Here is a 21,892-nt window from a genome sequence, read left to right on the forward strand (position 1 = left end):
AGAGGGAGCTTGGTGTGGCCGGTTATTGCACCGCGCAGCAATGTAAGGGTGCAACCATTCCAGCTGCTTGCTAGGGTTAAATCAATGCGCACCGATCTCGATCATCTTCCTCCGAACAAACAGCGTGAACTGGAACGCGTTGTCGAGATCGTATTCGACGAGTTCGGCGATGCGCTGGCGCTGGCGAACCACGACTGGAAGAAGAAGGCCCGAATCCTCAAGATCATCCTCTATGGCAGCTATGCGCGTGGAGGATGGGTCGATGAGCCCCACACCGCCAAGGGCTACCGATCCGACTACGACCTGCTCATCATCGTCAACGACAAACGGATCGCCGATCGCGTCAAGTACTGGCTCAAATTGGAAGAGCGGCTCGACCGCGAGCTGGCGATCACCGGTGCGCTGCGCACGCCGGTCAACTTCATCGTCCACACGTTGCAGGAGGTGAACGACGGGCTGGCGCACGGGCGCTATTTCTTCATGGATATCGCGCAAGACGGTATCGCGCTGTACCAGTGCGACGACAGCGAACTGCATCAGCCGAAGCCCAAGACGCCAGCGCAGGCGCTCGAGATGGCGCAGGAATATTTCGATGAGTGGTACCCATCAGCGCTAAAGCGGTACGAAATAGCGAAATTCGATATCTCGCGCGGATTCTTGAAGGACGCTGCATTTGACATGCATCAGGCGACCGAGCGCCTCTATCACTGCATCCTGCTGGTCTGCACGTTTTACACGCCTCACGTGCACAATCTCGGTTTTCTACGGACCCAGGCCGAGCGCATCGATCCCCGTCTGACCTATATCTGGCCACGCGAGACGAAACGCGACCGCGCACGCTTCGAGAAGCTCAAGGAAGCCTACGTAAAGGCGCGCTACTCAAAACACTACCGGATCGCGAAGGAAGAACTCGAATGGCTGGGGGCGCAGGTCGAGGAACTCGGCCGTGTCGTACATGAGGTGTGCTCGGAGCGCCTCGAAGCGCTTCGCTGCGAGGCGCTCTAATCATCCGTCCACAGAGGGCTCATTTCGTCCGCTTTGCGCCAACACCGGTCATTCGGCCGGTCGCAGCGAAACCCCGAAACCTGCCACTCGTTAGGGTGTGAGGCAGCGGCAGCGCCACGCCTTACGACCAGTCGTAAACATCCGGGGCATTCGGTCCCGAATTCGGATGCCCCTAAGATGGCGTTCGGTCAGACCTCGCCAGTTGGCCGTCCGGTGCATTTTGCGAACAATGCGATCGCCTTGTCGCAGACTGCGCAATGGCCTTCGCAGCAATCGCGCATAAGAAATGCGACGAGATCCGACAGTGCTGGGAAGATGGCGCTGTAAATGATCGACCGGCCCTCCCGGCGGCTCTCGACGAGCCCGGCCTGTTCCAGTTGATTAAGGTGGAAGGAAATGCGCGAGGGCTGTGCGTCAAGCGCTTCAGCGATCAATCCGGCCGATCGACCGTCAGACCCGGCCACGACCAGCATGCGGACAATGCGCAGACGCGTCGCATTTGAAATGGCGGCAAAGGCACCGAGGGCTTGATCTTCATTCATATGACCGATAGTTCAAATCTACTTGAAATATAATCGTCCATCTGGACGGTGCACAATGGGTAGTGAGATGAACCTTAACCGGATCGCCACGCGCGGGCCAGCGATGACCATCGTTTCATTCTGGCAAGCGCTGTGGTCTTTCCCAAGCCCTCTGTTTCGTTGTTACAATGGAGCGCGACAGATTGCTCTGTTGGCGATCACGCTAGTGGTCTTGGCCCTCACGGGGCTGGCGACTCCAGCCTCCGCGCAAACGGCCCCCGCGCAAACGATCTGGAGGCTGCTTGACTACATTGCAGTCGATTACCCCGAAGCGGTCGAGAACGGAAACGTGGTCAACCAGACCGAGTTCGATGAGATGGTCGAGTTCTCCGCGACGGCCAATCGGCTGATCGGCGAACTGCCGACATCGTCGGCAAAGGCTGATCTTTCTCGGCAGGCGGCAAGTCTCGAGCGGATTATCGCTGCGAAGTCTCCCGCACCGACAATCTCCTCGGCATCGCGAGGCCTCGCGGCCGATCTTATCGCCGCCTACCCGGTTCCGTTGGCCCCAACCGTCGCACCGGACTTCGCGCGCGGAAAGGCGCTCTATGCACAGCAATGCGCAAGCTGCCACGGTGTGTCGGGAGACGGGGATGGCCCGCAAGCTATCGGCCTCGATCCGCCCGCCATCGCTTTCACCGACGAGTCGCGGGCGCGCGAGCGTAGCATCTTCGCTCTCTATCAGGTGATCGAACAGGGGCTAGAAGGCACCAGCATGATGAGTTTCGCGGATCTGCCCCCGCAGGACCGCTGGGCTCTGGCGTTCTACGCCGGATCGCTTGCCTATTCGGAAGATGCGGCACGCCGCGGCCAGGCCCTGTGGGAGAGCGATGCCGAGTTGCGCAGTCGACTGGATCTCGAGAAGCTCGTCGGCACTACGCCGGCGGCGCTCGCAGCCGAGTTGGGCGAAGACGAATCGCGTCAACTTATGGCCTATCTGCGACGCAATCCAGAGGCCGCCGCCGGAGCGGAAACGGCAGGGACGCTGACGCTCGCCCGCACGAAGCTTGGTGAAGCACTGGCGGCATATGAGCAGGGTGACCGCAAGGCCGCGACCGATCTCGCGCTGTCGGCCTACCTCGACGGGTTCGAGCCGGTCGAAGCCGTGCTGTCGGCGCGCGATCATGCGCTGATGATCCGCATTGAACAGGCGATGGCCGAATTACGCTCCGGCATCGCAAGGGACGAGCCGGCCGAAGCAATCCGCGAGCGTATCGCGACGCTCGACGGTTTGTTCGAACAGGCGGAGAGCGCGCTGGCGCCCAGCGAGGCTTCAGCAACTTCCAGCTTCGTCGCCGCCTTCACGATCCTGTTGCGCGAAGGCCTGGAAGCGATCCTGATTGTCGTCGCCATGATCACTTTCCTGGCCAAGGCGGATCGGCGCGATGTGCTAGCCTATGTGCATGGCGGCTGGGTGGCGGCACTTGTCGCCGGCGCTGCGACCTGGGGGGCAGCGACCTGGTTGGTTACGATCAGCGGGGCCAGTCGCGAACTGGCCGAAGGATTCGGCGGCGTATTCGCGGCTCTGGTTCTGCTGTGGGTCGGTATCTGGATGCACGGCAAGAGCAATGCCGATGCGTGGCAGCGCTATATCCGTGAGAAGCTGGGCGCAGCGCTCAATCGCCGCTCGGCATGGTTCCTTTTCGGCCTCGTCTTCCTCGTGGTCTATCGAGAGGTGTTCGAGACGATCCTGTTCTATGCCGCGATCTGGAGTCAGGGGAATGGCGGCGCGGTTCTTGCCGGCGCGCTGGCGGCATCTGCGGTGCTGGCAGTGATTGCCTTTGCGATGATGCGCTACAGTCGGATCCTGCCGATCGGAAAGTTCTTCGCCTACAGCTCGGCATTGATCGCCGCCCTGGCGGTAGTGCTGATCGGCAAGGGGAGCGCGGCGCTGCAGGAGGCAGGTTATCTGCCCATTACCCCCTGGCCAGGGTTCCCGCGCAGCGAACTGCTCGGGCTCTATCCGACGCGTGAGACAATCCTGGCCCAGGTGCTCATGGTCGTGTTGCTCGCGCTCGGCTTTGTCTGGAACCAGCGCAAGTTCGGCCAGCAGCGCACCGTCTGACGGTACACCGCTCGCGCATAATCCAGGACCACCGAATGCAGAAGCTGCTCGCCTTTGTTGAGAACAATCTCCTGCTGCTTGCGGTTCTGGCAGCCGCTTTCGGTCTGTTGGTTCCGTCGGTCGGCATTGTCCTCTCAGGCAGCATTGGGCCGCTTCTGGCCGCGCTCATGCTGGTCATCAGCCTCACCTTCGATGCCCATGCGGTGAAGCTGGTTCTTCGCAAGCCGGACCGGCAGCTCTGGGCACTCGGGCTGGTCTATGGTCCGATGTCGCTCGCGGGATGGCTCATCGGCCGCGTGTTCTTCGGCTCGGGTCATCTCGCGGCGGGTCAGACGCTGGTCGGCACGCTGCCGACGGATGTCTCGGCACCGCTGCTGGTCCTGTTGGCGAAAGGTAACGTCGCGCTCGCGGCCGTGCTGAACGCGGTGAACACAGCCCTTTCGCCGTTCATCGTTCCATTTCTCTTTCTAGTTCTCACCGGCATCGAGCTCCAGGTTCCGGTGGGGGCGGTCGTGCTCGAGCTGATTCTCGTCGTGCTGGTTCCGACCGTAGCCGGGGTATTCCTGCGCACGCGGTTCCCGTCCGCAATCAGCCGCCATGACAGTGCCTATCCCGCCATCGGTTCGATATTCTATCTGCTGCTGTTGCTTGCTGTAGTGGGGCCCAACGCAGATGTGATTCTCGGCTACGGCTGGTTCGCGGTGGTCATCGCTTTTGCCGCCCTGCTGCTGAATCTTATTGGGTATGCGGTGGGCTCGGTCTCAAAGGTCTTCGCCGCGGGCCGTGAAGAGGTCATCGCCTACCTCTTCACCGTAAGCAAAAAGGAATTCAGCATCGCTGCGGCGTTCGTGGCAGCGTCCGGACTGCCGACTGAAATCGCGGTCCCGGCGGCCTTCTTCGCTGTGATCCAGATGATGACCTCGCCGATCGCCGCCAAGATGCTGGCTTCGGGACGCCAGCCTTAGCTTCACCAAACAACACCTAATTGCAACCGACCTAGCGATTGTCGGTAATCGGAGCGTAAACTAGCATTCGCTTCGTTGAGTCCGGCCGCCGGAAAGAGACTGTCCGGTAGCGGCCCATTTGAGACCGTCCGCAGTGCGCACGACCGGCTGAAGCGGACAGACCCCACTACGGTATGAGTGCTGGACCACTGCAAGAATCGACACTCCGTCGCGGGAGAACAGCTGGCGGATTCGACGCTGTTTCGGAGCATTTGGCTGCGCTCTCTGGAAAATGAAGATTCAGTGCATTTCGTTCCCGTTATGTTTGCCACCTGCTGTCGATGATCTATGCTTGCGCTATGACAGCTTTTCGCAATGTTCCTTCATCCCACGAGGCTATACGCACCAGTCTGCAGGCTAGGGCAGTACTTGACGTTCTTGCGAAGGAGCGTAGCTCCAACAGTCATGTTCTGTCGGGTTGGCTCGCTGCGATCGGGCTAGGCGCGTCCAGCCGGTCATTGGCGGATTTGCTCGACCGGCTGGAAAGGGACGACCTCGTTCGGCTGGAGCAGGTCGACGATTTCCGAGTGGTGCATCTTCGTCGCCCCGGAGGAGAAGTGGCATCAGGATACGAGTCTCGCGACTGGATCGCCAAACCCGAGCTCCCCGAGTGAGCTGACCATGAGCCGTCGTCAGCGCACGATCCTGATCGCAGATTTTGAGTTGCCGCGCGGCGCGGTTACGATCGAACAATTGATGGCCATGCCCCGCGCCGGATGGGAGCATCTGCGCAGTCAGATAAACCTGCGACGGCGCGAAGATCGTTCGAGGCCGCTCGCAAGATGCAGGATCTGCGAAGGTGGCATCTTCATCAGGGCACAAGCTGACCGGGAGAGCCATATCCCGATGTACGCGCACTACCCGGAAGTCAGCAGAACCTGCCCCTGGTACGAAGGCAACAATCTGCGACCGGACGATGCCCGCGCGGCGCAATATCAGGGGCATCAGGAATCGGCGCTGCATCGCAGACTCTGCTCGACGATTGAGCAGTTGGTCCAAGCCGATCCCCGTTGCACGCACACGTCGGTGAACACCTATTTGCGCTCGGAAATTCACAAGCGCGGCCGCTGGCCGGACATCTTTGCCGACCTTGGGGAGTCAGGTCGCTTCGCGTTTGAAGTGCAGTTGTCGAAGCCGTTTGCCCCGGAAATCGCGGCTCGACACTTACATTACGATGCTGAGGGCATCGCCTTGGTATGGATCTTCAACGCGCTTGAACATCCCATGCCGCAGGGGTTCCATGATGTCGTGGCGATGCAGCGTGGCAATGCGTTCGTATTCGATGACGAGGCCGAGACCGTCTCGATCGAGCGGGAAACACTTGTCTTGAAGTGCTTCATGGAAAACGGCCAAGGCGGTTGGCGCGAGCCTAGACTTGTCATGCTCGACGATCTCCACACCGGGTCTGGTCGATCGGTATTTGTGGAAGATTGCCGGTCGAAGGCTCTGAGGCAGCGCTGCAAAGAGAAGCGGTCACGCTGGTGGGATGCCACGAAGTTGGCCCGGAAAGACCGGCCCAACTCACCTGAGTATAGCCATCACTTCGAAGACGTTTGGTATGATATGAAAGCGGGCATTCCCGGTTTGGGAGAGTGGGAGCGGGATTTCTGGATAGAGCGGTCCCACCGTGCCCGTGCGCACGCGGTCGTCCTCTACGCGATCTTATGTTCGGTGGCGCACAGCGCCGCCGCCGACCGTCCCATACTCCACATCACCAAGTTTTGCGGCGAAAGCGCGATATTGTCGATGCTCAACAGCAAACTGAGCGGGTTCGAATTCAAGCATTGCGCCAGCCTGATCGAAGCCTTCGTGGGAGCCACTTCTCTGTCAGGGTTGCTTGAGAAGGCATCACTCCACCGGTTCATCGCCCAAGCCAAGCAAACGGAAGTTCAGATAGACCAGGATCACCCGCTGTGGCGTGTCATGGCGCGCCTTTTCCCCGAGGTGTTGGACGGGCTCGTGAGAGCGGAGCTGGCAGACCTCGGACAATTGCCCGATTGGGCGTCTCCACGGTTGGGCGGGCGGACGGCGGCGGAATGAAACAGCTCTTCTCGCAAGCCGAACTCGAGGCGATCGCCGATGCGCTCGGCAATACCGACGCTGGCTTGAAGGGCACCGAGATCGAAATGCTGATTGCGACATGCGGCATGACCGATCCTGGTCCCATCACGAAACGTAACCGGATCTACAACGCGTTCGCAGAAAGCCAGAACCGGAGACGCGATCGGACCCGTGTGCTGGGTTTCATTCGGCATGCGATGAAGCCTGCGCGGTACGTTCGAGAACCGGGGCGATACGAGCCGATGCGCACGAATCTGAATTTCGCGTTGGCCTTCGCCGGACTCACGGTCACAGAAGCCGGAGAATTACAGCCCGTTGCCGTTGCCACTACGCTGTCGGAGGCGCAGCAACGGGCGAACGAGCTACGCTGTGATCTGGAAACACGGGGCGTCCACGCAGACGTCCTTGTCTTCTGCCGGGCTGAGCTCGTGGCGGACGACTATTTCCATGCCGTCCAGGAGGCGGTGAAAAGCGTCGCGGCAAAAATGCGGGCTAAGACAGGACTAAAAGATGATGGTTCGATTCTGGTGGATCGGGCCTTGGGCGGAACCCCGCCCATGATCGCAATCAATCCACTTTCGAGCGAAAGCGAGCTAAGCGAGCAGAGAGGCTTTGCCAATCTCGTGCGCGGAACATTCGGAATGTTCCGCAATCCGACGGCTCATGAACCTCGCATTCACTGGCCAATGTCCAAAGGGGACGCGCAGGATCTTTTGACGCTGGTTTCGCTGATTCATCGTCGTCTCGATGCAAGCCACATGCCCGCTCGGGGGTAGCCGATGGAAAGTGTGGCGTAAGTTTGGTCGTTGCACCGAGGGTGTTCCCACGGCTATCGATCCGGCATGGCTTCGCGACCGCTTCGGGACAGTGATGTAAGGCAAGCCGCCTATCGGCGGTTGCTTACGCACGCCCAAGCCTGTCCGGACACCCTGGTCATCGACGAACTTGGACTCGATCACGGCAGTTGCCGCATAGATATCGCAGTCATCAACGGACACATTCGTGGCGTCGAAATCAAGGCCGAGGCCGATACCCTGGTGCGCCTGCCCCGGCAGGTCGCAGCTTACGGCCAGGTGGTCGACAAGGCGCTGTTGATCGTTGCTCCCAAGCATCTCGAGTCAGCCATCGAGATGGTGCCCGACTGGTGGGGCGTTATGGTCGCCGAGCGTGGCGCAACTCAAGGAGTGCGGTTCCGCCGAGTCCGATCTGAGCGGGCCAACAAGGGCATCGATGCTCTTGTGCTGGCGCGCCTGCTTTGGCGTCCAGAGGCACAGGATCTGCTCAGGGTGCTTGGCGTTCCGGAACGTGAACTACGCGCGCCCCGCGAAGAACTCTACCAGCGGATCGTATCGCTGCTGCCGCTGAGAAAACTGGCGAACGCCGTCCGCACTGCCCTCAAGTCCCGGACAACCTGGCGAGGTCAGCAACCACTTTCGTGATGTGGTGGTTGGTCGCCACCCATTTCCACGTGGTGGGATTCCCCATCTTCTCGGTCCCAAGTCGACAACCGTCGATATATGCTGAACCTTCGGAGAAGCTGATGCCGGCAAAGTCGCCCGAGGCGACAATTGCGCCGCATAAGCCTGGATAGGCGTGGTTGTTGTTCGATTTCTGGCGCTTTGCTTTCGCGACCAACCAGGCATCGTCGATCGCGTATCGAACGTTGGGCGAGCCTCGCATGAACCGCATGTCGCCCTTTGGAAATTCGACCGCGGCCACAGCGTAGTCACCGAACCCCGGACGACGGAGCTGAACGGGCAGTGCCGCCAACAGGGCCTTGTACAGCAGCCACTCGCGTCGCGGCAGGACATCCAGGCCGAATTGCAGGCTCATCAGGCTATCCGGAAACGACGACGCCAGAATCGTAATCGAATGTGCCGAAGCAAAGATGCCGCCGCCAGCCAGGACAGATGAGATGATCGCGATCAAGGGATCCTGCGGATCGAAAGTGGGGTTCCCAAGATCGAGCAAGATGTCAACGGTGTTTGCCGCGCTGCCCAACAGGGCCAGGAGAGCGTGGACGTTGGCTTCGAAATCCGGATCGAGTGCTTCTTCAAGTCTGCATCGCAAGCAGACGCCGCGGGCATTCGCTGCCACGATCGACCGCACGCTCTGCTGATATCCGGCGTCGCGATCCAAGGCTGTAACTGGCACCAGGTCGAGGCCCCTTGCGCGGGCATCATCGAATAGGAAGGTGAGCGGATGGCGGCCGTCGCTCATTCGGATCGATGCATCGATCTGCACTGCATCGATCAGCGCAGGGCGGTTGGGCCAATGATCTTCGACTTGCTTCGCAAACGGCTTCAGCTGCTCGTCGATGTGCTTCTTGGGCTGACGCAGATCGAAATCATAGTCCGGCGGAAGCACCTCGATCAGGGGCACGGTCCGTTGCCGACACGCATCACTCAGCCGCTTGAGCGCCCGGTATTCACCGGCGCGCCAGCGGAGAAGCGGAATGTAATAATTCGGGATGGCCATTCTGCGCCTCCTTTACAGCCCAAACTGCCGCCGCACTTCGCCTGACCCGACCATCGTGCCAAGCAAGGTGTAGTCGCCTGCATCTCTCCGCACGCGACCAGCGATCACCGCCGGCGCCACACCAAAGCGCTTGGCATCGGTAAGGACTGCCTTTTCGTTCCGGGTGAAGCGCGACACCGCAAGGTTCCAGTTTGCCTCCGGTATCAAGGCTTCCTGGGCAAAATAGTCGGCATCCTGTTCGACCTTGTCGACGGCCGGTGCATCATTGTCGTCAAAGATCGCAGCATATTTGCCCAATCGGATATGCAGCTTGAGATGCCCGATCTCGTGGAGGAGCGTGAACCAGAAGTTGTCGAGCCGGTCGTGACGTAGCGTCATCGCAACGATCGCATGATGATCAGCCGACGCCAGCGCGGCACCGTCGAGCAGCGTACCGGGCAGGTGGCGTTCAATTACCAGCGATATGCCAGCTTCGCGCAGGTAATCGACTGCGAGGCGTGGCCCGTTGTCGTCGAGACTGAGGGCAACGAGGCCTCGCACCCAATCGGCGGTGAGACGATCTCGGTCGAATGCCTGTTCTGGAGGATTGCGAACCGCAAGCGTCCGGACGCGCGCTTCCCACGCGGCGATGGCGGCCTCATGCACTTGCCCGCTGGAACGCACCGACTTGCGGTGCAAGGCCATCGGCACGAACTGCGAATGAGCTCCCTGCAAGAACGTCGGGATCAGGTCGCCGGCAGCCTTGCGCGCTTGGGGAAGCGTGCCGGAAAAGTCCTCAAACCACCCACGCTTATACATCTCGGCCAGTGGGAACGCCTTCCACACCGATGGATCAACACTATCGAGATTCGAGCTGCCAACCAGCTGCGCCCGTTCAACGATGCGTACGCCCAATGCGTCCGCGACCTCGGTCAAGCGATCGAGGCTCGCTGCGCGATAGCGATCTGCTTCGTAGCGCTGAATCTGCTGCTCCGCGACGCCCAGGAAATCGCCAAGGTCCTTCTGGCTCATGCCGCGCGCGATGCGCGCTTGAATCAGAATGTCGGGCAGATCGTGCAGGCTTTCGGCCGAGAACTCCGAAATCTTTCCCGCGCGCAGATCTTCGTAAAAGCGCACGTCTTGCTCAAGTTCGTCGATCTGGTTGCGAAGGGCAGATCGTTGCGCCTTGGCGAACACTTCGGGGAAATTGCTGGCAGGAGCTTCGAGCTTGGCCAAGGATCCCGACAGTTTCTCGATCGAAGCCTTGGTTGACCTGTACTGTTTTTCATTGGTGATCATGGCGTCGCTCCTTTCGGCGGCGCGAGCGGAATGCGCAGAATGCCCTTAAGCTGGCCGGAAGACTTTTCGACTTGAAAGAAGTCGAGGAATGGAGCGCCAGGTCCGTTGGGCATGCCGGCAATGAACATCTCGCCGAGGTATTTTGCTTTCTGCGCGGCTCTCTTGTTGTCGAAATCGAGAAGGACCGGATCGAGCTTGCCTGGGTCGACGCCGATGTGGTCCCAGCAGCCATCGTAGTCGCCGGGGTGCGGCTTCGCGGTGACGAAGCTTCCGTCGAGATAGACGTAGCGGCAGCCAGCCTTGGCGAGTGCCTCTGTCATCCGGGCGAAGCCATCGAACAACCACTTGCGATGCGGTGTTGTTGCGAAACGCGCCTCAACCTCAGCAAGTGTCGTATCGTGCGTGCCGGGTGGCAACACTGCCCATGGGCAGGATGGACCCAGATCGATCAAGTCCGGTATCATAGACACAACAATATAGTTGTGTTGAGGAATTGTCGAGTCTATTTTAGGTCATCGTGGGGGATGTGTAAAAATGACGTGTTTCCCAGCTGACACCACGCCCTTTCCGGCTCACGATGAGATTACCCAGCGCCGCGCGCAACGCGCGACCTCCCTTTTCTGCGCTATCGTTCGACGCATGCCGGTTCCTGTTGCTCCGCGGTAAAATCCTGTCTTCTTGATGCGCCTCAGAACGCGACCGACCGTCGGTCGCGGTGTTCCGAGGCAGGGCATGAGCGTAGTTCCGATCCGATCCGAAGCATCGTCGCGCGGTGCGCGCATGCTGCGCACCGCTCTGGGCGGCGAGATCGCATCCTGGCTTGAAGACCCGTCGGTGGTCGAGGTCATGCTAAACCCCGACGGACGTCTCTGGATCGATCGGCTGGGTGTGGGACTGGGAGCGACCGAACGGACGATGAGCGCCGCCGATGGCGAGCGGATCGTCCGGCTGGTGGCGCACCATGTGGGGGCCGAAGTGCACGGCGGAGCGCCGCGCGTGTCCGCCGAATTGCCCGAAGGCGGCGAACGCTTCGAGGGATTGCTGCCGCCGGTGGTCTCGGCGCCGAGCTTTGCCATTCGCAAGCCTGCCGTCGCCGTGTTCACGCTCGACGACTATGTCGCGGCGGGCATCATGGCTCCCTGGCAAGCCGAAGCACTTGCTGCCGCGGTTGCCGCGCGCAGGAATATCCTCGTCGCCGGCGGCACATCGACCGGCAAGACGACGCTCACCAATGCCCTGCTTGCCGAGGTCGCATCATCGACCGACCGCGTGGTCCTGATCGAGGACACGCGCGAGCTGCAATGCGCCGCCCCCAATCTCGTGTCGCTGCGGACCAAGGATGGCGTGGCTTCGCTGTCCGATCTCGTCCGTTCGGCGCTGCGGCTGCGGCCCGATCGCATTCCCATCGGCGAGGTCCGCGGCGCGGAAGCGCTCGATCTGCTGAAAGCCTGGGGCACCGGTCATCCCGGCGGGATCGGCACGATCCACGCCGGAACCGCGCTCGGCACGCTGCGGCGGCTCGAGCAGCTGATCCAGGAGAGCGTGGTTACCGTGCCGCGTGCGCTGATCGCAGAGACCATCGAGGTGATCGCGGTGCTGGTTCGCGACGGAACGGGCCGACGCCTCGCCGAGCTGGCCAAGGTCCGCCCGCTCGATGCGCGGGGCGACTACGTGCTCGCGCCCCTTTGCCCAACCCAAGGAGACTGTCTGTGACCGATGCTTTGTTGCGGGCGCGTTCGCGCCTGCCTGCCTTTATTGTCTGCGGCGTTGCCGCATTGGCGGTCGCGGCTCCCGCGCACGCCGCCGGCTCGTCGATGCCGTGGGAGGCGCCGCTCCAGGCGATCCTGGAATCGATCCAGGGGCCGGTCGCCAAGATTGTCGCGGTGATCATCATCATCGCGACCGGCCTGGCGCTCGCCTTCGGCGATACCTCGGGCGGCTTCCGGCGGCTGATCCAGATCGTCTTCGGTCTGTCGATCGCCTTTGCCGCCTCGTCCTTCTTCCTGTCGTTCTTTTCGTTCGGCGGCGGAGCGCTGGTCTGATGGAAAATGGCGCATCCGCCCTGCCGCACGGCTTTAGCGTTCCCGTCCACCGGGCCCTGACCGAGCATATCCTGCTTGGCGGGGCGCCGCGCGGGCTCGCCATCGCCAATGCGACGCTGGCAGGCGCGATCGGGCTCGGCTTGCAGCTGTGGGTGGCGGGCGTTGCCGTCTTCGCTGCCGGGCACGTGATCGCGGTCTGGGCCGCGCGGCGCGATCCGCAGTTCGTCGATGTCGCGCGCCGGCATCTGCGCTTTCCCGCATATTTCGAGGTCTGAGATGTTCTCGCTTCGCGAATACCGGAACAAGGCCGACCGGCTCAGCGACTTCCTGCCCTGGGCAGCGCTCGTCGCGCCGGGCATCGTCCTCAACAAGGACGGCAGTTTCCAGCGCACGGCACGCTTTCGGGGCCCGGACCTCGACAGTGCAACTCCTGCCGAGCTTGTGGCAACGACCGCGCGTCTCAACAGCGCGCTGCGCCGACTGGGTTCGGGCTGGGCCATTTTCGTCGAAGCGGTGCGCCGTCCAGCGCTGGGCTATCCGGTCTGCGATTTTCCCGATCCGGCATCCGCCCTCGTCGAGCGCGAGCGCGCGGCGCAGTTTGCCGAGCAAGGCGCGCATTTCGAAAGCCGCTATTTCCTCACCTTCGTGTGGCTCCCGCCTGCCGAAGATGGCGCGCGCGCCGAAAACTGGCTCTACGAAGGCAAGGGGGAGAAGGGCGTGAATCCGCGCGAATTGCGCGATGGATTTGCCGATCGCACCGACCGCCTGCTCCGGCTGTTCGAAGGGTTCTTCCCCGAGATCGCATGGCTCGATGACGGCGAGACGCTGACCTATCTGCACAGCTGCATCTCTACGCGCAGGCGGGGGGTGCGCGTCCCAGACACCCCGATGCATCTCGATGCGCTGCTCGCCGACGAGCCGCTCGCCGGCGGTCTCGAGCCGCGTCTTGGCAAGGCGCACCTGCGCACCGTGACCGTGGTCGGCTTCCCGAGCGCCACCTTTCCCGGCTTGCTCGATGAATTGAACGCGCAAGGGTTTGCCTATCGCTGGTCGACCCGCGCGATCATGCTCGACAAGACCGATGCGACACGCTTGCTCGGCAAGATCCGCCGCCAGTGGTTCGCCAAGCGCAAGTCGGTGGCCGCCATCCTCAAGGAAGTGATGACCAACGAGGCCTCGGTGCTGGTCGACAGCGATGCGGCCAACAAGGCCGAGGATGCCGATACGGCCTTGCAGGAACTGGGTGCCGATCATGTCGGCATGGCGCTCGTCACCGCGACGATCACGGTCTGGGACGAGGACGCGGGGCTCGCCGCCGAAAAGCTGCGCCTGGTCGAGAAGGTCGTCCAGGGCCGCGACTTCACCTGTGTCACCGAAGGCATGAACGCGATCGAGGCATGGCTCGGCTCGCTTCCCGGACACGTCTACGCGAACGTCCGGCAGCCGCCGCTCTCGACGCTCAATCTGGCGCACATGAACCCGCTGTCCGCCATCTGGGCAGGGCCGGAGCGCGACGATCACTTCGAGGCGCCGCCGCTGTTCTACGCGAGGACCGAGGGCACCACTCCGTTCCGTTTCGCGCTCCATGTCGGCGATGTCGGCCACAGCCTGGTCGTCGGACCGACAGGTGCAGGCAAATCTGTGCTGCTCGCCTTCATGGCGATGCAGTTCCGCCGCTACACGGATGCACAGACCTTCGCGTTCGATTTCGGCGGCTCGATCCGCGCCGCAGCGCTCGCCTGCGGCGGCGACTGGCGGGATCTGGGCTCCAGCCTTTCCCAAGACAGCGACAGCGACGACGGCGTAGCGCTCCAGCCGCTGGTCCGCATCGACGAGCCCGCGGAGCTTGGCTGGGCAGCAGGATGGCTCCAGGCGATCCTTGCCTCCGAAGGCGTGTCGGTCGATCCCGCCATCAAGGAGCATCTCTGGTCGGCGCTGACGTCGCTTGGCACCGCGCCGGTCGCCGAGCGCACGCTGACCGGTCTTGCCGTGCTGCTGCAGTCGCAGCCGCTCAAGCAGGCGCTTGCGCCCTACTGCATCGACGGACCGTTCGGGCGGCTGCTCGATGCCGAATGCGAACGGCTCGGCGATGCGCGCTTCCAGGCCTTCGAGACCGAAGGTCTGACCGGCTCGGCCGCTGCGCCAGCGGTGCTCTCCTATCTCTTCCACCGCATCGAGGGACGGCTCGACGGGTCGCCGACGCTGATCATCATCGACGAGGGCTGGCTGGTGCTCGACAGTCCCGGCTTCGCCGGACAGCTGCGCGAATGGCTCAAGACCCTGCGCAAGAAGAACGCGAGCGTCGTCTTCGCGACCCAGAGCCTCGCCGATATCGAGAGCTCGGCGATCGCGCCGGCGATCATCGAAAGCTGTCCGACCCGCATCTTCCTGCCCAACGAGCGCGCGATCGAGCCGCAAATCCTGAGCATCTACCGGCGCTTCGGATTGAACGACCGCCAGATCGAGATCCTCAGCCGGGCAACGCCCAAGCGCGACTATTACTGCCAGTCCGCACGCGGCAACCGCCTGTTCGAACTGGGCCTGGGCGAGGTCGCGCTCGCCTTTGCCGGAGCGTCCTCGAAGAGCGACCAGCTCGCCATCGCCCGCATTGCCCAAAGCGCTGACCGCGCCGGTTTTGCCGCCGCCTGGCTGCGGTATCGCGGACTCGACTGGGCGGCCGAGCTGCTCGGAGGCGACCACTCGCGAACCTTGCAACCCGACAACCCGAAGGAGACTTACCATGACACTGTCGAGATATCTTAGGGTCCTTGCCGCGAGTACGGCGCTCGCCGCCGCCGGTGGCGTGGCGGTCATATCGACGCCGGCCCAGGCGCAGTTCGGCGGGATCGTCTACGATCCGTCCAACTACGCCCAGAACGTGCTGACCGCGGCGCGGACGCTCGAGCAGATCAACAACCAGATCCGCATGCTGCAGAATCAGGCAGCTTCGCTCATCAACCAGGCGAAGAACCTCGAGCGCCTGCCGACGAGCATCCTCCAGCCCTTGCAGGACCAGATCCGGCAGACACAGCAACTGCTGAGCCAGGCCCAACGCATCGCCTACGATGTGCGCGAGATCGAGACGGCCTTCGCGGCCCAGTACCGGAACGTTCCGCTCGGCGCCTCGCAGCAGGCCATGGTCGAAGGCGCCGAAGCACGCTGGCAGAACAGCATTGCCGGCTTCGAGGACGCGCTGAAAGTCCAGGCGGGCGCGGTCGCCAACATCGAAGGCTCGCGCGCGGCGATTGGCAGCCTTGTCGGCGCGAGCCAGTCCGCCACAGGGGCGCTGCGGGCGGCCCAGGCCGGCAATCAGCTGCTCGCGCTGCAAGCGCGCCAGCTCGCCGATCTGACGGCAACGCTGGCGGCCTCGAGCCGCGCGCAGGCGCTCCACGCGGCCGACCGCGCGGCGGCCAAGCGCCAGGCGCACGAACAACTCCGGCGTTTTCTCGCCGATCGGCCCCGCTACGTGCCCGGCGGATCGGACTGATCCGTCATGGACGGAAAGCTCATCGCGCGGATTGGTGCGGCCGTTTTTGTCGGCCTCGCGCTCGCCATGACGCTCGTGCAGTTGCGCGAGGAGCCCGGGCCACGCGTCGAGCCGGCCGCTACCGTCCGGGTGCCCGATGGCGATCCGCTGCCCGCCCGTCTCGGAGCGTGTTCGGATATGGGAGAGCTCGCGCTGTCTTCGCCCGATTGCCGGGCGGCCTGGGCCGAGAAGCGGCGACGATTCTTCGGCGTCGAGCATCCCGATGCCTATTCCGGGCTGAATAAGGAGTCGGCTTTGTCCGATCCGGTCCTTCGCTCGTCGCCAACGCGCGAGGAGCGCTGACATGGGCGGGACCGGCGTTGTCGATCGCTTCCTGGCGGTATTTTCGCGGTACATCGACAGCGGCTTCGGGCTGCTTTCGGGCGAGGTCGCGTTCATCGCGACCACGCTGATCGTGATCGATGTGACGCTGGCTGCCCTGTTCTGGAGCTGGGGCGAGCAGGACGACATCATCGCCCGCCTCGTCAAGAAAACGCTCTTTGTCGGCATCTTCGCCTACATCATCGGCAACTGGAGCGCGCTCGCGAACATCGTCTTCAACAGCTTTGCCGGGCTCGGCCTCAAGGCCAGCGGCTCCGGGCTCGGGGCTGCCGACCTCCTGCAGCCGGGCCGGGTCGCGCAGGTCGGCATCGATGCCGCCTGGCCACTGCTCGAATCCATGGAAGACCTGCTCGGCTATGTGAGCTTCTTCGAGAACTTCCTGCAGATCGTCATCCTGCTCGTCGCATGGGCGGTGGTCATCATCGCCTTTTTCATTCTCGCGATCCAGCTGTTCGTCACCCTGATCGAGTTCAAGCTGACGACGCTTGCGGGTTTCGTGCTCATTCCTTTCGGCCTGTTCGGCAAGACAGCCTTCATGGCCGAGCGCGTGCTCGGCAATGTGGTCTCCTCGGGGATCAAGGTGCTGGTGCTCGCCGTGATCATCGGCATCGGCTCGACCCTCTTCGCCGAGTTCACCGGCGCCATTCCGGGCGAGCCGACGATCGAGGATGTCCTGGCCATCGTGCTCGCCAGCCTGACGCTGCTCGGCCTCGGCATCTTCGGCCCCGGCATCGCCAACGGGATCGTCGCGGGCGGGCCGCAACTGGGTGCCGGCGCGGCAGCCGGGACTGCCCTTCTCGCAGGTGGTGCGGCGGTTGGCGGCGTCGCCGGGGCCAAACTGGCCGGCGGTGCGGTTGCCAGCGCCGCCTCTTCGGTCGCGCGCGGCACCTCGCGCGCCGCCGGCGGTGCGACCATGGCCTATGCCACGGGTTCGGCGGGCAGGAGCGGCGGAGCAGCTGTGGCGGGCGGTATGGCCGGTGTCGGGCGCGCCGCGGGCGGCGCGGCGATGTCTCCGCTGCGCGCCGCAACCGACAGTGCCCGAGGCAATTTCCGGGAGGGTGCGCGTTCGGCGGTCGGTCACATGGGAGGGCGTATCGTGCCTGCCCCAGGTTCCCCGCCGTCCGATAGCGGACAGGCAGCGAGCAGCGACGGCCCGCCATCCTGGGCCAGATCCATGAAGCAGCGCCAGAGCCTCGGCCACTCCGCATCGCTCGCCGCGCACACCGTGCGCGCCGGCGACGGCCATGGCGCAGGCGCCTCGATCGACACACGAGAAAAGGACTGACGGCAAATGTTCAAACGCCCTTCGATCCGGTACGGCAAGACCCCGCAGCCCGAGACGCCATACCAGCGCGCGGCGCAGGTCTGGGATGACCGCATCGGTTCGGCGCGCGTCCAGGCGAAAAGCTGGCGCTTCGCGTTCTTCGGGGCACTTGGTCTCTCGGCCATCCTGACCGGCGGTCTCATGTGGCAGAATGCGCGCGGAACGATCGTCCCCTGGGTCGTCGAGGTCGACAAGCTGGGCGAAGCGCGCAGCGTTGCCCCCGCCGACGCCGGCTTTACGCCCGGCGATACCCATATCGCCTTCCATCTCGCGCGCTTCATCGAGAACGTCCGGTCCATTCCCGACGACGCGATCGTCGTGCGCGAGAACTGGCTGCGGGCCTACGACTTTGCGAGCGATCGCGGCGCGCTCGCGCTCAACGAGTATGCGCGCGCCAACGATCCGTTCGCTGTGGTCGGCCACGAACAGGTGGCGATCGAGGTCACCAGCGTGATCCGCGCTTCGCCGAAGAGTTTCCGCGTCGCCTGGGTCGAGCGGCGCTACCGCGACGGCGCGCTTGCCGAGACGAGCCGCTGGACCGCGATCCTGGGGATCGCGGTCCAGCCACCGCGCGATCCAGATGCGCTGACGCGCAATCCGCTGGGAATTTTCGTCACCTCTATCAACTGGTCAAAGGAGCTCGGCTGATGTCCCGCCCGCAAACCTTCATTCGTTCCAGCCTCGTCGGCGTTCTCTCGCTTGCAGCCGCCGCGCCCGCGTCGGCGACGCCTGCCCCCCAGTCGCAGGCCGCTGCGGCGGCGTTGAGCGCCATCGTTCGATTACCGCCGAACGCAGGCCATCGTGTCGCTGGCGCACGCCTCCTTTTTTCGCGGCAGTCCTCCCCCGCTGCCGCGCGCCGCTCCCCTGCCTCCGATCCCGCCCCCGATCCTCAGGAGCAGGTTGGAGCGGCGAACGATTCCGCCCGGGTCCAGCCCGACAATGCCGGATTCCAGAATGCCATCCAGCGTTATGCCTATAACGAAGGCGCCCTGTTCCAGGTCTACACCAAGCCGGGGCAGGTGACCGACATCGCTTTGCAGGAGGGTGAGACACTGGTCGGACCCGGGCCGGTTGCCGCAGGCGATACGGTGCGCTGGATGATTGGCGACACGATCAGCGGTAGCGGTGCGACTGCCAGGGTGCATATTCTCGTCAAGCCGACCCGGCCCGATATCGCGACCAATCTCGTGATCAATACCGACCGGCGCACCTATCATGTCGAGTTGCGCGCCAACCCGCGCATCTACATGGCCTCGGTCAGCTGGATCTATCCGCAAGACGAGTTGATCGCGCTGCGCAAGGCGGAAACCGAAGCCACACGGACCGCTCCGGTCGCCGAAGGATTTGCGCTCCAAGACCTGAATTTCGCCTATCGCTTGTCCGGCGACCGTCCGGACTGGCGACCGGTCCGCGTCTTCGACGACGGACGGCGCACGCTGATCGAGTTTCCGCCCGACATCGCGCAGGGCGAGATGCCACCTTTCTTCATTATCGGCGAAGACGACGGGGCCGAGCTCGCCAACTACCGGGTATCGGGCCGCTACATCATCGTCGATCGCCTGTTCGACAAGGCCGAACTGCGCCTGGGCGCCGGCCGCGGGCAGGTGCGCGTCAGGATCACCAACCGTGCGCGCGGGTCGTCATGAGCGAGGAGCCTCTCGACCGCCAACCGGACAATGCGGAGTCGATCGTGAGACTGCGCGGGGAAGGGCCGCGCGTGGTCCGGTTGTCGCGCAAGGCCATTGGCATCACCAGCGCCGCCGGTCTGGCCCTGGTCGGCGGCGCCTTGCTGTTCGCGCTCCGGCCGGCGTCGCACGAGCAGGGCGAGGAATTGGTGAATACCGAAAGCACTGCTGTCGCGGACGGCCTCGCGTCGGCGCCCCGGGACTATACGCAGGTGCCCAGGCTCGGGCCGCCCTTGCCCGGCGACCTCGGCAAGCCGATTCTCGATGCGCAGGATCGCGGCGCTGTCGCCGCGCTTCCGCCCGTGGGCGCTCGGCCGGCTTCGCAATCGCCAGCGATCGCCGCGCGGGAGGCCGCGCGTCAGCGCATCGCGCAGGAGAGCGAAGCTGCGAGAGCCAGCCGCCTGTTCTTTGGCGGCGGGACTCAGCCCGCCAGTCTCGTGCAAACGGATGTCGCTAGCGGGCTCGGGTCAGCCCCGGGTATCGGTGCTGACGCGCCACCGGCCGCGCGCGCATTCCTCGACCGGCCGGCCGAACGCAGGACGGCTTCGATGCAGCAACTTGAGGCGGCGCCGACTGCAGCCGTCCTGCAATCGGGTTCGATCATTCCCGCGGCGCTCATTACCGGGATCCGGTCCGACCAGCCCGGGCTGGTGACCGCGCAGGTGACCCAGAACGTCTATGACAGCGTGACGGGACAACGCTTGCTGATCGGGCAGGGCGCGCGGTTGATCGGTGATTACCAGTCCGATGTCGGCTTTGGCCATCGCCGCGTGCTGCTGGCCTGGAACCGCCTGATCCTCCCCGATGGTCGTTCGATCGTGCTCGAGCGCCAGCCTGCCGCCGATCCCGCCGGATATGCGGGGCTCGAAGACCGGGTGGATTACCACTGGGGCGGGGTGCTGAAAGCCGCGCTGGTCTCGACGATACTCGGCATCGGCGGCGAACTCGGGGCAGGTGGGGACAGCGAACTGGTCCGCGCGCTGCGCCGCGGCAGCCAGGACAGCATCGGCCGGGCTGGTGAGCAGGTCGTTTCCCGCGAGCTCGATGTTCGCCCGACGCTCACCATCCGGCCCGGCTACCCGGTGCGCGTGCTGGTTACGCGCGACATTGTGCTGGAGAGTGGGTCATGACCCGTTTGAAGATGTCCGATATCACCGATGAAAAGCCGGTCCGGCTGTCGGTCGAGATCCCTGCACGCCTGCATCGCCAGCTGGTCGATTACGGCACCATCCTTAATGGCGGAGCGGTCAAGGACGCGCCGCAACCAGCCGCGCTGATCGGGCCGATGCTCGAACGCTTCATCGCCAGCGATCGTGAATTCGCGAAGGCCCGGCGCCGCGCTGCTGGGCGCGAGAAAGAATAGAAGGTCCGCCAGCAATGAATTGCCTATTTCTCGATACTGCGCGTAAAGGTCTTGCGAACAAGTTCTTTGCTTCGGCGGTGTTTCCGTCATATATTTAGGCCGGGAACTCAAATTCCCTGCGACCGGGCATCGATACGCATGTCCAAGCCGCAAGCCAAAGGTATCGAGGTACTTGCCAACGAGTGCTTCCATTGCCCGGTCGCACCCTTTGGGCCGGGTGCCGATTATAATTACATTATAAATTGGAATGATCGTCTTTGTCGAACCAGTCTTGGTTGGCGGCATTTGGAGTCGCGATTTTGACAAGGAGAAGATCAATGAAAGAACCACAAGCAATCGAAGAGCCGGTGGTGGAACTCGGACAGGCGTCCGTCGAAACCAAGGGCAATGCAATCTTCGATGTCGATCTGAGCACCGGTCCCTCCCGTTATGCGATGGGAATGGCCGACGACTGAGCCGATCGGGCGCGCGCGCCTGCGCGGTGCGCGCGCCACCCGCCGTCATGGTACATCCGGACCCTGATCGCGACGCTTTGGCGTGGCGTGAGATCGATGGACAGCTGATCTTCCTCGACCTGGCCGCGGACCGGTATTTTCGTCTTGGCCGAGACCAGAACCATACATTTCTCGACATGGTCGCACGAAGCGGACGCGAGCGCTGGCGCCAGCCGCCGGATTTCCCGCGGCCTTTGAACTGGGCACCGCCGACCCGGACATCGCAGGCTATCGAGTTCGGCGCATTCAGCCTGTCCGAGATTGCCCACTCGCTCTGGACGCAGCGGCGTGTCGAACGGAGAATTGCGACTTCGGGCTTCCATTCCGTTCTCAGCGAGACCCGGCAGCTTCTTGCGCGCCGGGGTCGCCCCCGCAGCGATTCTGCGATTGCGGATCGTATCGTCCGCTCCTTCGAACATGCCCGCATTTTGCGCACTGCCGCGAACCGGTGCCTGCCGCGATCCATTGCGCTGGCCGTTCGGCTCGCGGCCCGTGGCGCCCCTGTGAACGTCGTCATCGCCGTAAAGCTCGCGCCGTTTGCGGCCCATTGCTGGGCGCAGGCGGACGACGTGGTGCTCAACGACAGCGTCGAGGAGGTGCAGCGCTATACCCCGCTGCTGGTGCTGTGAGCAGCCCCGGATTCG

The 21,892-nt window shown here is 63.4% G+C and carries 23 protein-coding genes; 19 read left to right on the top strand and 4 right to left on the bottom strand.

Features of this window, described 5'->3' with window-relative positions; translation table 11 throughout:
- The first annotated feature begins 84 nt into the window (after positions 1-84).
- Positions 85-1,005, top strand: coding sequence for a HEPN domain-containing protein (locus T8T98_RS00515; RefSeq protein WP_251104375.1), 921 nt, complete (start codon positions 85-87; stop codon positions 1,003-1,005).
- 188 nt (positions 1,006-1,193) lie between these two features.
- Here T8T98_RS00515 and T8T98_RS00520 read toward each other — a convergent pair whose 3' ends face one another.
- Positions 1,194-1,547, bottom strand: coding sequence for an ArsR/SmtB family transcription factor (locus tag T8T98_RS00520; protein WP_251104374.1), 354 nt, complete (start codon positions 1,545-1,547; stop codon positions 1,194-1,196).
- Positions 1,548-1,650: 103 nt separating this feature from the next.
- On the opposite strand from T8T98_RS00520, the gene T8T98_RS00525 reads away from it, so the two are divergent.
- The 5 genes from T8T98_RS00525 (at position 1,651) to T8T98_RS00545 (ending at position 8,155) form a co-directional block, all read left to right on the top strand.
- On the top strand, positions 1,651-3,651 hold the full coding sequence (locus T8T98_RS00525; protein WP_407675057.1) for an FTR1 family protein: 2,001 nt from the start codon (positions 1,651-1,653) through the stop codon (positions 3,649-3,651).
- A 35-nt stretch (positions 3,652-3,686) separates the two neighbouring features.
- On the top strand, positions 3,687-4,616 hold the full coding sequence (locus tag T8T98_RS00530; RefSeq protein ID WP_251104372.1) for a bile acid:sodium symporter family protein: 930 nt from the start codon (positions 3,687-3,689) through the stop codon (positions 4,614-4,616).
- Positions 4,617-5,276: 660 nt separating this feature from the next.
- Entirely contained in the window at positions 5,277-6,695 is a 1,419-nt protein-coding gene (locus T8T98_RS00535; RefSeq protein ID WP_251104371.1) for a competence protein CoiA family protein, read from the top strand.
- Entirely contained in the window at positions 6,692-7,492 is an 801-nt protein-coding gene (locus tag T8T98_RS00540) for a TIGR02391 family protein (protein ID WP_251104370.1), read from the top strand. Before T8T98_RS00535 ends, T8T98_RS00540 begins: the two co-directional genes overlap by 4 nt.
- Positions 7,493-7,558: 66 nt before the next feature.
- On the top strand, positions 7,559-8,155 hold the full coding sequence (locus tag T8T98_RS00545; protein WP_251104369.1) for a sce7726 family protein: 597 nt from the start codon (positions 7,559-7,561) through the stop codon (positions 8,153-8,155).
- On the opposite strand, the gene T8T98_RS00550 is transcribed toward T8T98_RS00545, so the two are convergent.
- The 3 genes from T8T98_RS00550 to T8T98_RS00560 are packed head-to-tail and all read right to left on the bottom strand — an operon-like array spanning position 8,112 to position 10,924.
- The gene (locus T8T98_RS00550; RefSeq protein WP_251104368.1) at positions 8,112-9,194 is read right to left on the bottom strand and encodes a beta family protein; all 1,083 of its coding nucleotides are present in this window, start codon (positions 9,192-9,194) and stop codon (positions 8,112-8,114) included. The two genes, T8T98_RS00545 and T8T98_RS00550, sit on opposite strands and share 44 nt — an antisense overlap.
- Positions 9,195-9,206: 12 nt before the next feature.
- Positions 9,207-10,472: an XRE family transcriptional regulator gene (locus tag T8T98_RS00555; RefSeq protein ID WP_251104367.1), complete on the bottom strand. Its 1,266-nt coding sequence runs from the start codon at positions 10,470-10,472 to the stop codon at positions 9,207-9,209.
- A complete protein-coding gene (locus T8T98_RS00560; RefSeq protein ID WP_251104366.1) occupies positions 10,469-10,924 on the bottom strand; it encodes a DUF6932 family protein in 456 nt (151 codons plus the stop codon). Before T8T98_RS00560 ends, T8T98_RS00555 begins: the two co-directional genes overlap by 4 nt.
- 280 nt (positions 10,925-11,204) lie before the next feature.
- Here T8T98_RS00560 and trbB point away from each other — a divergent pair, with 280 nt between their 5' ends.
- From trbB to T8T98_RS00625, 13 genes are all read left to right on the top strand, one after another.
- Positions 11,205-12,185 (top strand): P-type conjugative transfer ATPase TrbB, encoded by a 981-nt coding sequence (gene trbB / locus T8T98_RS00565; protein WP_251104365.1) that lies wholly within the window; start codon positions 11,205-11,207, stop codon positions 12,183-12,185.
- Positions 12,182-12,514, top strand: a complete 333-nt coding sequence (locus tag T8T98_RS00570) for a TrbC/VirB2 family protein (RefSeq protein WP_407675058.1) — start codon at positions 12,182-12,184, stop codon at positions 12,512-12,514. The genes trbB and T8T98_RS00570 overlap by 4 nt, the downstream gene beginning before the upstream one ends.
- A complete protein-coding gene (locus T8T98_RS00575; RefSeq protein ID WP_251104364.1) occupies positions 12,514-12,789 on the top strand; it encodes a VirB3 family type IV secretion system protein in 276 nt (91 codons plus the stop codon). The genes T8T98_RS00570 and T8T98_RS00575 overlap by 1 nt, the downstream gene beginning before the upstream one ends.
- Before the next feature lies 1 nt (position 12,790).
- The gene (gene trbE / locus T8T98_RS00580) at positions 12,791-15,277 is read left to right on the top strand and encodes a conjugal transfer protein TrbE (protein WP_251106012.1); all 2,487 of its coding nucleotides are present in this window, start codon (positions 12,791-12,793) and stop codon (positions 15,275-15,277) included.
- Positions 15,255-16,001 (top strand): P-type conjugative transfer protein TrbJ, encoded by a 747-nt coding sequence (gene trbJ / locus T8T98_RS00585; RefSeq protein WP_251104363.1) that lies wholly within the window; start codon positions 15,255-15,257, stop codon positions 15,999-16,001. The genes trbE and trbJ overlap by 23 nt, the downstream gene beginning before the upstream one ends.
- Before the next feature lie 6 nt (positions 16,002-16,007).
- Positions 16,008-16,343: a putative entry exclusion protein TrbK-alt gene (gene trbK-alt, locus T8T98_RS00590; RefSeq protein ID WP_066558444.1), complete on the top strand. Its 336-nt coding sequence runs from the start codon at positions 16,008-16,010 to the stop codon at positions 16,341-16,343.
- A 1-nt stretch (position 16,344) separates the two neighbouring features.
- The gene (gene trbL, locus T8T98_RS00595; RefSeq protein ID WP_066558442.1) at positions 16,345-17,667 is read left to right on the top strand and encodes a P-type conjugative transfer protein TrbL; all 1,323 of its coding nucleotides are present in this window, start codon (positions 16,345-16,347) and stop codon (positions 17,665-17,667) included.
- A gap of 6 nt (positions 17,668-17,673) precedes the next feature.
- Positions 17,674-18,354: a conjugal transfer protein TrbF gene (trbF, locus tag T8T98_RS00600; RefSeq protein ID WP_251104362.1), complete on the top strand. Its 681-nt coding sequence runs from the start codon at positions 17,674-17,676 to the stop codon at positions 18,352-18,354.
- Positions 18,354-19,352 (top strand): P-type conjugative transfer protein TrbG, encoded by a 999-nt coding sequence (gene trbG, locus T8T98_RS00605; RefSeq protein ID WP_251104361.1) that lies wholly within the window; start codon positions 18,354-18,356, stop codon positions 19,350-19,352. Before trbF ends, trbG begins: the two co-directional genes overlap by 1 nt.
- On the top strand, positions 19,349-20,521 hold the full coding sequence (locus T8T98_RS00610; protein WP_251104360.1) for a TrbI/VirB10 family protein: 1,173 nt from the start codon (positions 19,349-19,351) through the stop codon (positions 20,519-20,521). Before trbG ends, T8T98_RS00610 begins: the two co-directional genes overlap by 4 nt.
- Positions 20,518-20,754, top strand: coding sequence for a DUF2274 domain-containing protein (locus tag T8T98_RS00615; protein ID WP_066558432.1), 237 nt, complete (start codon positions 20,518-20,520; stop codon positions 20,752-20,754). Before T8T98_RS00610 ends, T8T98_RS00615 begins: the two co-directional genes overlap by 4 nt.
- A 317-nt stretch (positions 20,755-21,071) precedes the next feature.
- Positions 21,072-21,209, top strand: a complete 138-nt coding sequence (locus T8T98_RS00620) for a hypothetical protein (protein ID WP_160734390.1) — start codon at positions 21,072-21,074, stop codon at positions 21,207-21,209.
- 47 nt (positions 21,210-21,256) lie between these two features.
- Positions 21,257-21,877: a lasso peptide biosynthesis B2 protein gene (locus T8T98_RS00625; protein WP_066558430.1), complete on the top strand. Its 621-nt coding sequence runs from the start codon at positions 21,257-21,259 to the stop codon at positions 21,875-21,877.
- Positions 21,878-21,892: the final 15 nt, after the last annotated feature.

Source organism: Pelagerythrobacter marinus (assembly GCF_034375205.1).
Taxonomy (GTDB): Bacteria; Pseudomonadota; Alphaproteobacteria; order Sphingomonadales; family Sphingomonadaceae; genus Pelagerythrobacter; species Pelagerythrobacter marinus.